This is a genomic window from Parafrankia sp. BMG5.11, assembly GCF_004337455.1.
Genome location: NZ_SJXI01000037.1, coordinates 203,826 through 217,834 on the forward strand (window position 1 = coordinate 203,826; position 14,009 = coordinate 217,834).

General features: G+C 67.0%; 12 protein-coding genes and 2 pseudogenes. 5 read left to right on the forward strand and 9 right to left on the reverse strand.

Annotated elements, in window-relative coordinates; genetic code table 11:
- Nucleotides 1-17: 17 nt before the first annotated feature.
- Both E0504_RS26085 and E0504_RS54330 read right to left on the reverse strand, forming a co-directional pair.
- A complete protein-coding gene (locus tag E0504_RS26085) occupies nucleotides 18-449 on the reverse strand; it encodes a hypothetical protein (protein ID WP_112107899.1) in 432 nt (143 codons plus the stop codon).
- 336 nt (nucleotides 450-785) lie between these two features.
- Nucleotides 786-1,253, reverse strand: a pseudogene (locus tag E0504_RS54330) (fumarylacetoacetate hydrolase family protein); the annotation flags it as partial.
- A gap of 32 nt (nucleotides 1,254-1,285) precedes the next feature.
- On the opposite strand from E0504_RS54330, the gene E0504_RS51400 reads away from it, so the two are divergent.
- A complete protein-coding gene (locus E0504_RS51400; RefSeq protein ID WP_235014366.1) occupies nucleotides 1,286-1,708 on the forward strand; it encodes a WD40 repeat domain-containing protein in 423 nt (140 codons plus the stop codon).
- A 121-nt stretch (nucleotides 1,709-1,829) separates the two neighbouring features.
- Here the strand turns inward: E0504_RS51400 and E0504_RS26100 are convergent, their stop codons facing one another.
- From E0504_RS26100 to E0504_RS26110, 3 genes are all read right to left on the reverse strand, one after another.
- Nucleotides 1,830-3,476 carry a vanadium-dependent haloperoxidase gene (locus tag E0504_RS26100; RefSeq protein WP_131626010.1) on the reverse strand — a complete coding sequence of 549 codons (1,647 nt, stop codon included), beginning with the start codon at nucleotides 3,474-3,476 and terminating at the stop codon, nucleotides 1,830-1,832.
- A 755-nt stretch (nucleotides 3,477-4,231) separates the two neighbouring features.
- A complete protein-coding gene (locus E0504_RS52255) occupies nucleotides 4,232-4,642 on the reverse strand; it encodes a CoA transferase (RefSeq protein ID WP_235014368.1) in 411 nt (136 codons plus the stop codon).
- A gap of 62 nt (nucleotides 4,643-4,704) precedes the next feature.
- Nucleotides 4,705-6,405: a glycosyltransferase family 2 protein gene (locus E0504_RS26110; protein ID WP_235014370.1), complete on the reverse strand. Its 1,701-nt coding sequence runs from the start codon at nucleotides 6,403-6,405 to the stop codon at nucleotides 4,705-4,707.
- Between the two features lie 799 nt (nucleotides 6,406-7,204).
- On the opposite strand from E0504_RS26110, the gene E0504_RS26115 reads away from it, so the two are divergent.
- Nucleotides 7,205-8,365, forward strand: coding sequence for a glycosyl hydrolase 53 family protein (locus tag E0504_RS26115; RefSeq protein ID WP_131626011.1), 1,161 nt, complete (start codon nucleotides 7,205-7,207; stop codon nucleotides 8,363-8,365).
- A gap of 325 nt (nucleotides 8,366-8,690) precedes the next feature.
- Here E0504_RS26115 and E0504_RS26120 read toward each other — a convergent pair whose 3' ends face one another.
- The 4 genes and pseudogenes from E0504_RS26120 to lnt all read right to left on the reverse strand — a co-directional run bounded on the left by E0504_RS26120 (nucleotide 8,691) and on the right by lnt (nucleotide 11,224).
- Entirely contained in the window at nucleotides 8,691-8,954 is a 264-nt protein-coding gene (locus E0504_RS26120) for a hypothetical protein (RefSeq protein ID WP_131626012.1), read from the reverse strand.
- A 59-nt stretch (nucleotides 8,955-9,013) separates the two neighbouring features.
- Nucleotides 9,014-9,136 (reverse strand): annotated as a pseudogene (locus E0504_RS54335) (transcriptional regulator); the annotation flags it as partial.
- The gene (locus E0504_RS26125) at nucleotides 9,133-9,426 is read right to left on the reverse strand and encodes a helix-turn-helix domain-containing protein (protein ID WP_071061835.1); all 294 of its coding nucleotides are present in this window, start codon (nucleotides 9,424-9,426) and stop codon (nucleotides 9,133-9,135) included. The pseudogene E0504_RS54335 and the gene E0504_RS26125, both read right to left, overlap by 4 nt.
- 160 nt (nucleotides 9,427-9,586) lie before the next feature.
- Nucleotides 9,587-11,224, reverse strand: coding sequence for an apolipoprotein N-acyltransferase (gene lnt / locus E0504_RS26130; RefSeq protein WP_131626013.1), 1,638 nt, complete (start codon nucleotides 11,222-11,224; stop codon nucleotides 9,587-9,589).
- A gap of 876 nt (nucleotides 11,225-12,100) precedes the next feature.
- Between lnt and E0504_RS26135 the strand changes: the two genes are divergently transcribed.
- From E0504_RS26135 to E0504_RS26145, 3 genes are all read left to right on the forward strand, one after another.
- A complete protein-coding gene (locus E0504_RS26135) occupies nucleotides 12,101-12,388 on the forward strand; it encodes a hypothetical protein (protein WP_243657622.1) in 288 nt (95 codons plus the stop codon).
- Nucleotides 12,389-12,540: 152 nt separating this feature from the next.
- Complete coding sequence (locus E0504_RS26140; RefSeq protein ID WP_112107904.1) at nucleotides 12,541-12,774, forward strand: hypothetical protein; 234 nt, start codon at nucleotides 12,541-12,543, stop codon at nucleotides 12,772-12,774.
- Nucleotides 12,761-13,063, forward strand: a complete 303-nt coding sequence (locus E0504_RS26145; protein ID WP_020459472.1) for a transcriptional modulatorof MazE/toxin MazF — start codon at nucleotides 12,761-12,763, stop codon at nucleotides 13,061-13,063. The genes E0504_RS26140 and E0504_RS26145 overlap by 14 nt, the downstream gene beginning before the upstream one ends.
- Nucleotides 13,064-14,009: the final 946 nt, after the last annotated feature.

Consider the following 14,009-nt stretch of genomic DNA (forward strand, 5'->3'; position numbering starts at 1 on the left):
CGAGTGCCGCGGAAGCGCTAGCTGCGGCTCGAGGCAAACTCGTCAGCCTCGGCGCGGGCGATGACGGCGTCGGCGATGGCGTACTCGGCCTGGTCGATCACGAGGAGCGCCACGTCGATGGCGTCGACGGCGTCCTCCTCAGCCCTGTCGGCGCGGTGCTCGGCCTTCCGGACGTCCCGCTCGGCGCGCCGTTGCTCCGCCTCGGCGCGCAACTCGGAGAACCGCTCGTTCACCGACGACCGCACGGCGTTCCACCGCGCCTCCGCGCCGGCTTCCGCCTGCGCGATCTGCTCCGATGCCTTGGCCGCGCCGGCTTCGGCCGACGTCTTGATCGATTCCCGCTGCGCCTCGAGGCGCGCCCGGTTCTTCTCCCGCGCCGCACCGACGACGTCCTCGACGTGCCTCGTCCGGTCGGAAAGTTCGGTGAGTTGTTCGGACAGCGACTTCATCGACTGACCCTCCCCGGGGATCTCTGCATGATTCCGGCTGCCTCGGCAGCCGCCTGGTCATAGTCGTACGTGCCCTTTACCCCCGGTTCCTGAACACGGGAGGGGTCGTGGCGGCCCACGTTAGCCCACCTGGGGCTTACCTCCCGATATCCCTGTTGCACCCAAAGGCGTACATGGCGAAGTCGTCCTATTTCTCGCGACGATTTGGTCCGCTGCCCGTCTTTATCCCGGTCTGCTCCCGGGACGGGCGACGGCTGACCGAGGGGCAGGGCACGGTAGACGGGGCGGGGCGAGAGGGGGCAGGGCGCGGCAGCGGTCGGCGTGGTCGTGACCGTCGTCCAGCAGCACCAGGGCGGGCCCGACCGGGGTGAAGGTGGGGTAGGACTTCGACTCGTAGAACTGGGTCTTGGGCAGTGGACGTCGCGCACGGAGACGTCGTTGGTGACCACCATCCCGGCCACATACTCGGCCAGGATATCCTCGCCGATCTCGGCGTCGACCGGTATTTCGCGGCCGAGCACCAACCCGATTTCCACCTCGTAGTCCAGCAGCCGCACGTGGGCCGGCTTGACGATGTCGGTGTGGGGGCCGCTGATCGATCCGGACGCCTTGCGGAAGAACGTCAGCGGCACCGCCTTCGGGCCGAAGCCGGCGTCGGCCGCGTGGGAGGCGTAGTTGGTCATCTGCGCGACCACCCTGCACGGCGCGGTGAGGAGCGAGACGGGGGCGAGCGACGGGCACGGTGCCGGTGACCGCCCGCAGGTCGGCCAGCAGCTGCCCGGTGGTCCGAGCCGCGGTATCGACCGGCTCCGGCGACCAGACAGTGCGGTTGTGGGATGTGTCCGACCAGGGCGCGCCAAGCCCCGCTCGGCCAGCCCCTCGCCGGCCACACCAACTCGGTGTTCTCGATGGCGTTCGCCCCGGACGGTCACACCCTGGCCAGCAGCAGGGACACCGCAATCCGACTCTGGGACGTCACCGACCGGTCTACTCCCCGTCTACTCGGGGCACCGATCACCAGCCACACCAACACCGTCGGACCGGTGACGTTCTCTCAGGACGGCGACACCCTGGTCAGCGGAAGCTACGACGAGACCGTACGAGTATGGGACGTGACCGACCGGTCCCATCCCCGCCCACCTGGTCTGCCCCTGACCGGTCACACTGACTGGATTTGGTCGGTAGCGTTGTCGCCGGACGGCCAAACCCTTGCCAGCGGCAGCAAGGACAACACAATACGACTGTGGGCCCTTCCCTGACCAGGAGCCGCGCGAACCAAAATTTGCGGCACTGCGGTGCGGACGATCGGGGGTCAACCGTTGCACCACCTATCAGTCGGGTGACGGGTGGTGCAACGGTCTTCCCTCGTTCAGGCTCAATTCAGAGACTGCTGCACTGATTACTCTTCCAACCCCCGACGGTGTTCAGCACTCCATAGTTGACAGGTGCGGGCTGATTACCAGAGCAGGACAGGCTACCGCCGATATTGTTCCCCGACACCACAATCGGCCTTTGCCCTGTATTGTTGTTAACTATCAGCACTGAGGACCCGATATTCGTGTGAGAAACGAGCACCTGTCCGGTTGTCTGGCCGATGCTGAGCGACCCACCGACACCGACGTCACGGATGTGAACTCTGGTCGCGCCACCGGTGTTGATCGACCCGCCGATGCTGGCTTTATCAGCGACGAAACCAGCGCCACCCGAGACATTAATCGAACCGGTCACTCTGGCGCCTGGTGCCAGGCACGTAACACCCGTGGTCAAGCTCAGCGAACCCTGATGAGTGCCGGCCACAGTGTGGTCACACGACTGGAAGTAGTTCTCGAACTCGTAGTCAGAGATTTTTTGACCACCCCTCGTACCCACCTCACCACTGGTACGGAAGTGGACCCCCACGTTGATCCGAGCATTGATCATCTCTTCTGCCATTTGAGAGAAGCTCGTGAAGCTCCGGGTTGTGTTGGAAGACCGACTGAAGACACTGATCGCGCCTCCGGCGATGGTGTCACTGCCGAAGAAATCCTCGAACGCCCTCGTGTACACTCCAGCAGCGTAGTTGTGGCCCGCCGGGTATTCCGGATGCTCCCACTCCGACTGGTCTTCCAACGGCAACCAATCCGGATCGACCGCTGTCGCCGGGTTCCCGTCTGCGTCAGCCTCGCGGATCGCCGTAACCGGCCGCCACCTGTGGTAGAGGTACTTGTTGTGGCCAACCATTATCTGGCCGTCGGCCTCCGCAAGAGCTGTCATGGCGAACAGGCGAGCCGTCTCTGACCCATCAAGGCTCTGACGCCGGGCGAGTTGCGCGGCGATGTCGCCCCACGGCGCCTGTTGCCAATATAGTCCAACATCAAGTTGTTCCGGCGTCCGCGTCGTGCTTGACTGCGACCCCAGGCTCTTTGTCTCGTTGACGTCTGCCGCGTACCGTTCACTTGTCAGCGGGATCGGCGCTTCAACCTGAAATCGCTCAACTCCGGGAATTAGGAACGGCTTCACATTCCTAACCCACGCATGGGCATCCAGTTGGTAGCTCGGAGGTACCGGCCGGAATTCCCCAGGCTCGTTTCCGGTTGGGAAGATCTCGTCTTCCGCATTGCGTCCATCGTTCTGGCGGGCGGCGAGCATCGCCGATGCAGCCTCCTCACCCACAGCGATGCCGCCGTTCTTCGCTGGGCTGTTGGGAATCAAGGCAAGGGTGGACTGGTATTTGGAATCGAGCATTGCTTCCATCTCCGGGAGGAGGCTCAACAACACCCTGTAGGAAGCTGTCGCCGCCGCCGCTCCCACAGAGTCGCCCGGATCCGCCGAGGGAGGTATGGCAACGTATGCCTGATGGGTACGGGAGATCCCGTTTGTCGCGTCATAGACCGCACCGTTGACCATCGCTTTGTCGGGTGCGGAGACCCACGGCGGGGTTGCGCTGGTCAAACCCCTGTTGAACAGCAGAAACCCACTGGTCTGGTACCAGTCGATGATTATATTTCTATCGGTTTCGGTTGATGCGGATGCGGGTGCCGCCGACATGATTGGGACGGTGGCCGCAGCCAGGCAGGACAGGGTGGCGCCCCAAATTCCCGCCAGAAATCCTTTACGACTTAACTGTCGGTTTCTCATACCTACCTTCTCCCTTGCCGGCATCATGAGGATTCTTTGCTTCGGGGCCAACAGCCCGCCGCTATTACAGCAAAACCTCCTGGCGTGTCGTCGACGACACGCCATACATGAAGTCCCGTAGCCACGGAGATCGATAGGTGTAGCCGGCCGGAGGGAAGGTACACTTCCGGATCGCGAGGGGTTTTACTGTAGCACTATTGGCAGGATTTAAAATATCCGCACTATCGCACTTTTGCAGGCACCTGATCATCGATCGAACCTGCTACCACTCGCCTGTAAGGCGCCACGGCGCCAGCGCCGTAGTTGACCTGTATGAACGCAGGTCACCCCGGAGTGTTGGGCACACAATTGTGTTGTGTCTCAACGATCTCGATCGAGGCGATTTCGAGAACCCGATGCCGTGGAGATCACACTCCTCACGGCACTGCCGGGCCTCCTGAGCGAGTCGTACTGGAGCGCCGGCGAGAGCGATGGCTCGCTCGAGGGGGCTTCGCGCCGTCAGGCGACGTCGAGCCAGGCACGGCTTTCCCAGCGAGCACCGCCCGCCCGTTCGACTGGACCGCCTGTTCCTCGGCGGACACCGTCAGCCGGTCAACGAGATCGTCGGCTTCGAGGACGCCGCAGAGGGCACGCCAGGTCCGGGGTTCGGCCGCCGAGGCGGTCACCTATCGGTCGTTGACAGATCGGTAGAGCCGTCGGCCCGCGGCCCATCCCATCCTGGACGCACCGCCGGCGAAGCAGCCCGGCATGCCGGACAACAGCCACGTCGACGCGTCCGCGATGGAGGCGTCGACGAAACAGCGGGTGTCGGTGCGAGCCGCACCGGCGAACGCGGCAGCCACGGCCACGGCCATCGCCGCGACGGCACCGGCCACGGGCGCGGCGATCAGTGCCCGGGACATCCACGGGAGCTGCTCCGCCATCGCGGCCAGCACACCGGAATGGCCGAGGAAGGTGATCTCATGACCGGCACGTCCGACGTAGGGGCTGTCCGCACCGAAAGTGGACGGGGCCCGCTCACACCAGCCGCGGGTGACGCCGGCCGTCTGCGCGTATCCGAAGCCCGCCTTCTCCATGGCCCCCGGTCAGGCACTGTCGACGACGGCATCCGTTGAGGCGCGCACCCGCCCGCACGACCTCACGCAGAGGAGAGCGCCACCCAGATCGGGTGCCAGGAGGCGATCGCGGTGGCAACTGTCGCGGCCGTGAGCAGTCCCGTCATAGCCAACGGCGCCGCCGCGCGGCGCAGCCGAACGGCGAGCGGCGTACCCCCGTCTCCGGACAGCCGGACCTCCTGCAGGATCACGACGGACAGGACCAGCAGGAAGGTCAGGGAGTCCTGCAGGGCGAACAGGAGATAGCCCGATCTCCCGCCCGCGTGATGGACGGTGAGATAGGTCCAGCAGGCCGCGAGCGGGACGACCACCATCGCGACGTAGGGAGCCATGGGTCGCAGCGAGACGGCTCCGGCCTCACCCCCCACCCCCTTCTTCGTGATCATGTATGGTTTCTTGACTCTGAGGACGACCTGGACGAGCGCGGAGAGGACCACGATCCAACGGGCGGCATGCAGGACGATCCCGCGCCAGGTCAGCCGTATACCGGTCGGCACGTGCCACGGCCGGCTCCACCACCAGATCAGCAGCGAGGCGACGCTCAGCGGAACGCTGTGGGCGAGGAAGTCCAGATAGTGGACCTTCGCGATGGCCTGGTTCAGGCAGAGCGCGAGAAGCGGCAGCGCGAAGAGGATCAGCATCGACAGCGACCAGAGGGTGTACCAGGTCTGAGCGAAGAGAAACTGGACGGCCTGCCGCAGTCCGTACCGGCGGAGCAGTCGGGGCGTGTGCCGCAGGAGGACCTCGATCATCGAGTACGCCCACGCGAACTGCTGCGACAGATAAGTCTCGAACGTCTCGGGCCCGTCACCGGTCGCGATGACATCCGGGACGAAGACGCCCTGGTATCCGCGCGCAGCCAGGCAGACGGTGTCGAGGTGGTCCTCCGCCCTGGTCGGCTGGAACCCGCCGATCTCGAGGATGCCGGCCGTGTCGTAGGTGCAGTGACTCCCGATGATGAAGGGCGTCCGCGAGAACCCGAAGAACCCCATCTGAAGCGGTCCCTGCAGACCCAGTTCCTGCTCGGCCGCGCCCCGGGCGGTCCAGTGTTCGAAATTCCCGTACACACTCGGCGCCTGCACCCACTTGACCTTTGGGTCGGCGAAGTAGCCGAGCACCCGGTCCAGGTAGTCGGGGTTCGGTATGTGATCGATGTCGAGCTGGGTGAAGTGGCTGTACTCGTGGCCGTGGGCATCCAGCCAGCTGTTGACGTTGCCGGCCTTGGTCTTGCGTTTGAACGGCGGGTTCCGGCGATTCCAGCCGGCCACCCCCTCCCGCCCCCAGCGGGCCTCGTCATGCCGCGAGAAGTATCGGACACCTACCGACCGGGCGAGCTCCTCGATCTCCGGTGAGGAGACCTTGTCGACGAGTATCCAGCTGTCGTGCGGATATCTGATCCTGCTCATCGCCACCAGTTGGCGACGGACGATCTCGAGGGACTCCGAGCCGGGGACGGTGAGGCTGATGACGGCAACCCGCCGGATCGGCGCCGAGATCTCCGCCTGGCGCACCGGAATGGGAACGGGCCGCCGCATGTGCCCGACAAAAATCAGATACATCCCCGCCAGGAGGGTACCCACGTAGAAGAAGGACACCGACATCAGCACGAACAGCACGATCGAGCCGACGTTGTCGGCGCGTAGCCACCACCACCAGAAGAACACCGTGGCAGCCAGCCACCCCACCGTGATCAGCCAGTACTGCAGTTTCTGCCACCGGCTCATCACGGCCGTAGACCGGACCCGGTTCCCGGAATTTTCCAGGAGGCTTGGCGCTAACCTCTGGTACTGCAGGGGGACGGTCAGCGGCCCGACACCACCCGCCAGATCCTCCGAAAGGTACGCCTCGCGCACCGGACCATTCACCGGTCTCCCCCAGAAGAATGCGCGCGCTCGTTTCGACGAGCGGCGAAGAAAAGAGCCACCATGCGTCCCCGCACACAAGGTGCACGGAGAGGAAGAGCGCCACCGCCGGTCACACAGAAGAAAGGCGAGGCTACAGAGGCGAAGGGATCACCCGCGAGTAGAAGCACCCCGCTCCGGCGAACACCTCCGCGACAAAAAGTGATCTTTCATCGTCATGACCAACACTGACGATCAGCTCGTCGCCCGATGACCTGCCACCGCAAGTCCGCCCCCCCAAGCCCAGGCATTCGACCGGGGCACCCACACAAAGGTCAGCATAGCCCGGATGATGTTCGAGGCTAGACCACTATCATCCGACTGGCAACGCTTGGCACCTTTCGCGACAACCTCATTACCCAGAGCGACCACCGACACCGACGGTCCGGCGCCACCGGGTGAGAGTCCATGTAGACCAGCAACCAAGATCGAGGATCGGAAAGTCGGCGAAGCGGTATATTTCACCGGCGGTACGCGCGCCGAGCGCGCTCCACGACAACGCGGTGAATCGGCAGCCCGGAGTCACCGTCCCCGGGCACGCACACGGCGGACGGCTGACGGCTGACGGCTGACGGCTGACGGCTGACGGGCAGGCGACCTGCGGGAAGAGGAACCGAGACCCATGCGGGGCAGCGCCGCGCGCGTGATTCACATCGTGAGCCTGATCGTGGCCGCGGGTACGGTGGCGGTAACGGTCACCGTCCTGACCGGGCGCGACAGACCGTCACGCGAGGTCCTCAGCGTCCGGGGCGCGGACATCTCGTTCACGCTCCAGGAGGAGGCCGCTGGGACCGGCCTCTCCGACGGCGGGCGGCGCCTCCCCATCGAAAGGATCCTTGCGGCGCACGGCGCGAACTACGTCCGGCTCCGGGTCTGGGTCGATCCACCCGCCGGATACAGCGACGAGCAGTCTGTCCTCACCCTGGCACGCCGCGCGACGGACGCGGGGCTAAGAATAGTGCTTAATCCGCACTATTCCGACTTCTGGGCGGACCCGCATTCACAGGAGATCCCGGTGGCGTGGCGTGGCGCCGATCTCGTGACGACGGCAGCGAAGGTCCGGGAATACACACGCGGTCTGGTCGCCAGACTGGCGGCGCAGGGAACGCCCGTCGACATGGTTCAGATCGGCAACGAGATCACCAACGGGATGCTCTGGCCGCTCGGCGATGTCCGGGACGGCACACGAACACAGTGGTCACGCCTCGCGGAGCTGGTCAACAGCGCGATCGAGGGTGCCCGCGAAGGCACGTCGGGCCGGCCCGTGGCCATCGTCCTCCACGTCGACAGCGGGGGCGACCTCGGCCGCTCGGAGTATTTCTTCGGCAACCTCATCCAGGCGGGCGTCACCGCGTTCGACGTCATCGGGGTGAGTTACTACCCGTACTGGACCGGCTCCCTGGCGGCGCTACGGGCGACGCTCGACGGCCTGGCCCGGCAGTACCACCGGGACATCCTCATCGCGGAGACCGCGTATCCGTGGACGTTGGTCGACCCCGGGCTGGGCGACTGGGTCACGTCCCCCGACCAGCTACCGGACGCCATGACGGTGCCGGCGACGCCGGCCGGGCAGGCAGCCTTCTTCGCCGAGCTGCGGCAGATCCTCCACGACGTTCCGGACGGCCGAGGCCTGGGGTTCCTCGCCTGGGAGCCCGGCTGGCTCACAGTTGCCCCCAAACCCGGCGAGCCGATCCCCGGAGCGAACCTCGCGATGTTCGACCGGAACGGGGTCGGGCTGCCCAGCCTCGCCGCGTTCGCACCCCCCGACGCCACCGGCCTGTGAACGCAGATCACACCAGGCGACGAAGAGGACGACCGCCGGGACGACGCCGCGTAGGGGCCTATCCCCTCCGGACCCGGATTGAGGTCGGCATCTACCAGCAGCGGGGCATCCTCACCAAGGACAGCCTTCGCGAACAGGCCGGACGACGACTCGGAATCGTCTCAGCGCGGGGCACCTGGTATCTCGTCCCGCGTGTCCTCGGGAGAGGCCCGAACCTCACCGGGAACGACACCATGTTGCTCCCCTGCGGCGCACAGGCGGGACCAGACCACCCGGGTGGCGTCGTCGCTGGGGAAGAACGACTCCAGTCGTAGTTCCTGCGCGGTCACATCGATCGGCGTGCCGCTCGATGTGACGACGGAGAACAGGTCAAGGGCGTGCCGGCCACGTCGAACCGCACGTCGATCACGGGCGCGGCGGCGTCCCACGGCTCGGGGGCGGCGAGCAGCGCGGCGACGTCGGCTCGCGCACGCAGCCGGCGCACCAGCGCATCGGTGCGCTCATCCAATACTCCGCCCACAGCCTCGCGCCGGGCCCGTTCCAGCAGATGCGGGACGACGCTGTGCCAGTTGCGCACCGCACGCCGCACCGGCCCGGCTCGATAACCATCTGGAGGACGTTCGCGGACTCCGGCAGGGGATCCGGCGCATACAGCCGCCCGAACAGCAGCCGGGCACCGTTGTTGGCCCGCACCAGGTCCCAGCTGCGGTTCAGCACCACCGCCGGCAACGGACGTGGCCGCGGAGCATGGGCCGACAGCGCCGTGTTCACGCGGTCCAGCTGGGGCTGTCCAGCGGCTCCGCGGTGTATGCCGGCGCGTAGCCGCCGGCCAGCAGGAGCACGTTGCGCTCCCGCAGCGGCACGTCCAGGGCGCGGGCCAACCGCCCGATCATCTGTCGGCTGGGCTGCGCCCGGCCGCTTTCGATGAAGCTCACGTAACGGGGCGTGCTGCCCGCCGCCGACGCGAGCTCCAGCTGACTGATCCGGCGTACCCGCCGCCAGTGGCGCAGCTGCTCTCCGAGCGGCGGACCGGCAGGTGACGCGGACTGCGGTACCGACATGACACGCACCGTACGGTGCAGCCCGGGCGGGATCCCTTCCCTGGCAGGGAATCGCGCCCCTGCCTCGGACTACGCCGCGCCGTCGCGACGGCCGTGAACCGTCCCAGAGGCGTTCCGCACAGCCTCGTCGGCGCGGACAGCCCCGCCCTGCCACCCCGAATCACCCCGCCGTGAAGCGCCTGGCGCGGTGCAGACGGACCGCCCGCAGCACCGCGGCATCGAGCGCGACGGCCGCGACGATGGCGAGCGAGCCGAGGGGCACCCAGTCGCCGAGGCGGGCATACGGGGTGCCGGTCGCGCTGGTCAGCGGCAGGTCTACGACATAGGCGCCGCGCCCGTCCCTGCCCAGGCGGAACAACTGCCGGCCGGAGGCGTCGAAGGCGGTGGACACGCCGGTCAGCGTGGCGTGAAGGACAGGCCGTCCCGCCTCGACCGCCCGCAGCGCGGCGAGGCTGGCGTGCTGATCGGGTGCCCAGCTGTCCTGGAAGGTCGAGGTGGCCGACTGGACGACGACCACGTCCGCGCCGTCGTTCGCCAGACGGCGGGTCATGTCCGGGAAGGCCGACTCGAAGCAGACCAGCGGACCGAGCCGGATCGTCCTGCCGTCCGGCTTCCCCGCGGCGAGCACGGTAAGCCGGACGCCCTTGCGGCGGTTCTCAGCGGCTGCCTCGGTCACCGCGGTCAGCCAACCGAAGACGGGGCGCAAGGGGATGTACTCCCCGAACGGCACCAGCCGCATCTTGTCGTACCGCCCGCGCGGGCCGTCCGGTCCGACCAGCACTGCAGACTTGTAGATCCCCCCGCCCCCGTCGTCGGGGCTGGCGACCTCATCAGCACGCCGCGCATCGGTGTTGACCAAGACCGGGACACCGAGCATGCGGGACAGATCCTCGAGCCGGCGCAGCCGTGCCTGGTCGTCGACGAGGTCGAACCCGACGCTGCTCTCCCCCCACACGACCAGGTCGACCCCGGTGCCGACCAGGCTTCTGGTGGCCGCCTCACCGTCGGCGAACCGCACGTCGGCACCGTGGACGACGCCTGGCTGGACGCCACCAACGGTGAGCGTGCCGGTGTTGGCCGGGGTGGGCACGGCCGCCGCACCGGCCACCATCACGGCAACGAGCAGGCCGGCTGCGAGCGCGACGCCAGCCCGCCACGGTCGCCGCCGCCCCGACCGCAGGCCCGGCATGACCGCGGCAGCCACCAGCAGGTTGACCGCAGCGAGCAGGAAGCTCAGCAGCCACACCCCGCCGACGGCGGCCAGCGGCAGAAACGGTCGGGCGTTCCACTGGCTGGCACCGAGCAGCGCCCACGGCCCACCGAAGCCCTCCCACGACCGGGCGAACTCCCCGATCACCCAGCCGGACGGGACGGCGACCAGCGCCCAGGCGAGACGGCGGTACCCGGGCGGTTGGGAGGGCAGCCGGGGGCGCAGCGCCGTCCAGACCAGGACACCCCACGGCATCCAGGTGACGCCGAGCGCCAGACCGAGGACGACGATGAACGGACCGGTGTTCGGAACCAGCCAATAGCAGGTCGCCAGGAAGAACCCGGTACCGCCGCACCAGGCACGGATCGCCGCCTCCCGCGGGACGGCGGCCGCCACGATCACCAGGGTTGCCGGCACCACCCCGACGAAGCCGACCGGCCACGCCGACAGCGCGGGGAACGCCACGGCGGGCACCGCCCCGAGCAACGCGGACAGCGCCCGGTACCGCCACCGGGACCACCGGGTCGGCACCAGCCACACATGCCCGCCCGCGTCGACGGACACGGGGCGGCCGGCGCTGCTGGCCATGTCTCGATGGTGCTACCGGGCCCGGCGGCGTGCGCCCGGAGGAGCCCGCCCGGCCACTCCCGCTCGTCGAAGGCGGAGAACCACTCGGCCCTGGCCCGACTCGACGACCGCCTGAGCGGAACCCGACTGACCAATCACTCCCGCGACGGTGGTCACGCTGCGCGTTGCTCATGGGGTTGCACCGGTCCCCGAAAGATATCGCGGCTGGTCACGAGCTTGATCGGAGATCAACGAGCATGCGGAACCAGCGCGTGGGCGCGGCAGGGGTCGAACCTGCGACCACTCGCCTGTAAGGCTCCAGAGGGCAAACACTGTACTCGACCTGCATATATGAAGGTCGCTACTAAGCGTCGGGCACACAATTGTGTCGTGTCTAAACAATCTCTCGGGCGATGACTCAGGCGATCACAACGTGGGGAAAATCATGTTCACCTCGATCCTAGGCGCCATCCTCCCGTACGAGCTTTGTTGTGCCGCCACCGCCTCCCGGTGACACTGAACGCATGGAAGGAACCCCGTTTACCATCGGTGGACCCGAGCTGGTCACCGACGTGAGCCCGGCGGGCTGGGTCGTGGACGGAACCCGCGGCCCCGGCTACACCGTCGGTTCCCTGGTGCCGCGGAAATGAACGCCTACCCCACCCCTCCATGGAGTGGATCTCCATCACTGGCTCCTGGCAATACTTGCAGGGCAGCAGCGATCAGCCCGGTCTGTGGAACAACCAACCAACGCAAGGATCCCTCCCCGTTCCACAGCCAGCACGTCTTTCCGGCCTGCTCGCTCGGCACACGACCACCGCGAATCGGTGCTGGTTCGCCGTATGGCGAGGATTCGGCGCACTCGCCGTGCCCACCGCCGGAATTCCGACCATCGCCATGACGCACCGTCCCATGGTCCTGCTGACCGGCCCACTGACTGCGGCGACCACATCGCTGGAGCATCCACCCTGGGATCGGCGGGCCAGCCTGTGGTGGCCCGAGGACCGCGCATGGTGCGTCGCCACCGATGTGGACCTGATGACCACCTACGTCGGCGGCAGCCAGGCCTGCATCAACGTCCTCACCGCAGACGACCAGCTCGAAGCCATGCCCGTCCCAGTCGACCAGCGGATCACTTGGGACAGCGACAGCATCAACCCGACCCCGCCGCGGACAGCCCACTGAATGACTCGCCTCACGCGGACCAGAGCCGGAGGCGGGCCTCGACTCCGGCACCGCGCGGGCGTGGAGGTCCGGTTGGGCCGGACCCTCCCGGACGGCGCGGCGAAGAGCGAGATCGCACTGCCGATGGGATGGGCCGTCCTATGATGCGTAGCATGCCGAATCTGAGCGTGTCGGTTCGTGAGGCCACCCTGCAGGACGCTCGAACTCAGGCCGAAGCCGCCGGACTCACCCTGTCAGCCTGGGTCGACAAGACCCTGACCGAGGCCATCTGGACAGCCCGGTTCGCTCGACAGCAGCAGCGCAACGCAGCGCTCGGAGTGACTCCCAAGGCCCTCGACGCCGAGTTCGCCCGCCTGGAGGAGCTGCGCCGCCGTGCAGCAGGGTGAGGTGTGGGCGCGCGCGGACGCGCCAGCCCACGCCCTGATCGTTTCAGCCGACCTGTACAACCGAGCGGGTACGGGCCGAGTCGTGACCTGCCCGGTCATCCCCGGTGAACCGCTGCCCCACGACGACTACGCCGCCGACGCCGGGATCACCACCCCGATCAGGGGCACGATCCTGCCCGAACTCGTCGCGTGGATGCCGGTCTCCGGACTGTCCCATCCACTCGGCCCCATCCCCTCCGACGCATGGCAGCGGGTCGACCAGATCCTGCGCCGCGTCCTCGGACACTAAAGGCGAGCCAGCAAGCAGCAGCGCCTTCGATCAGTTGAGCGCCGACACCCGCGTCGGGCGTGAACCGCCTCGGGTTCAGTCGTCGCGGTCAGCACCAGGCTGGTACGACGAGCGTTGCTGCGGACGATCCTGGACAGGATCCGCGGCGCGACGGATGACATCTCGACGGTCAGATCGTCGATGCTCGATGTTCCCGGGCAACCGCCGACAATCAGGGACGTCCCGTGAGCCTGGCCGGGTACCTGCATGATCGAAAACTTGTGTTGTGCCTGAACGATGTGCTCTACACGCGGGCCTACGGAACGATCTCTGTATCCGTCGAGGCGTTCGAGGATCCGCCACCGAGGGGACATAGCAGCTGGTCGCGAGCTTGATCAAAAATCAAGCGAACACCCGGAACCGGCGCGTGGGCGCGGCAGGGATCGAACCTGCGACCACTCGCTTGTAAGGCGCTCCGGGGCCAACACTGTACTTGACCTGCAGATATGCAGGTCACCGAGGAGCGTCGGGCACACAATTGAGTTGTGTCCAAAAGATCTCCATCGAGCAGCCCACACAGAGCATTGACGTGACGATTATCACAGCCGGTCGGGGTCGCAGCACTGTTCTACGGGGTCGTTTCACGCCACGCCACTCCCGTTCCGGTCGGCCCGGACCGGCGGGGCTGACGGTCCACGCGGCACATCGACGTGGGTGGCGGGCAACGTGGCTCAGCGCGCTGACACCCTTTCCACCCAGCCGACAATCCTGGAAAGCGCCGGGGCGCTGTGCGACCCTTGAGATGGCGTCTCACGTGGAGTGAGGAAGCTGCTTCCAGCAGATGAGCGGCGGCGAGGCTGCGGAATCCGGGGAAGTTTTCCATGATCCCGATACCGGGACACCCACGCAGAACGCACCCTTAGCCAGGCGACCAGGTCCGAATCAAGCTAGTGGTCGTCGCCGTTAG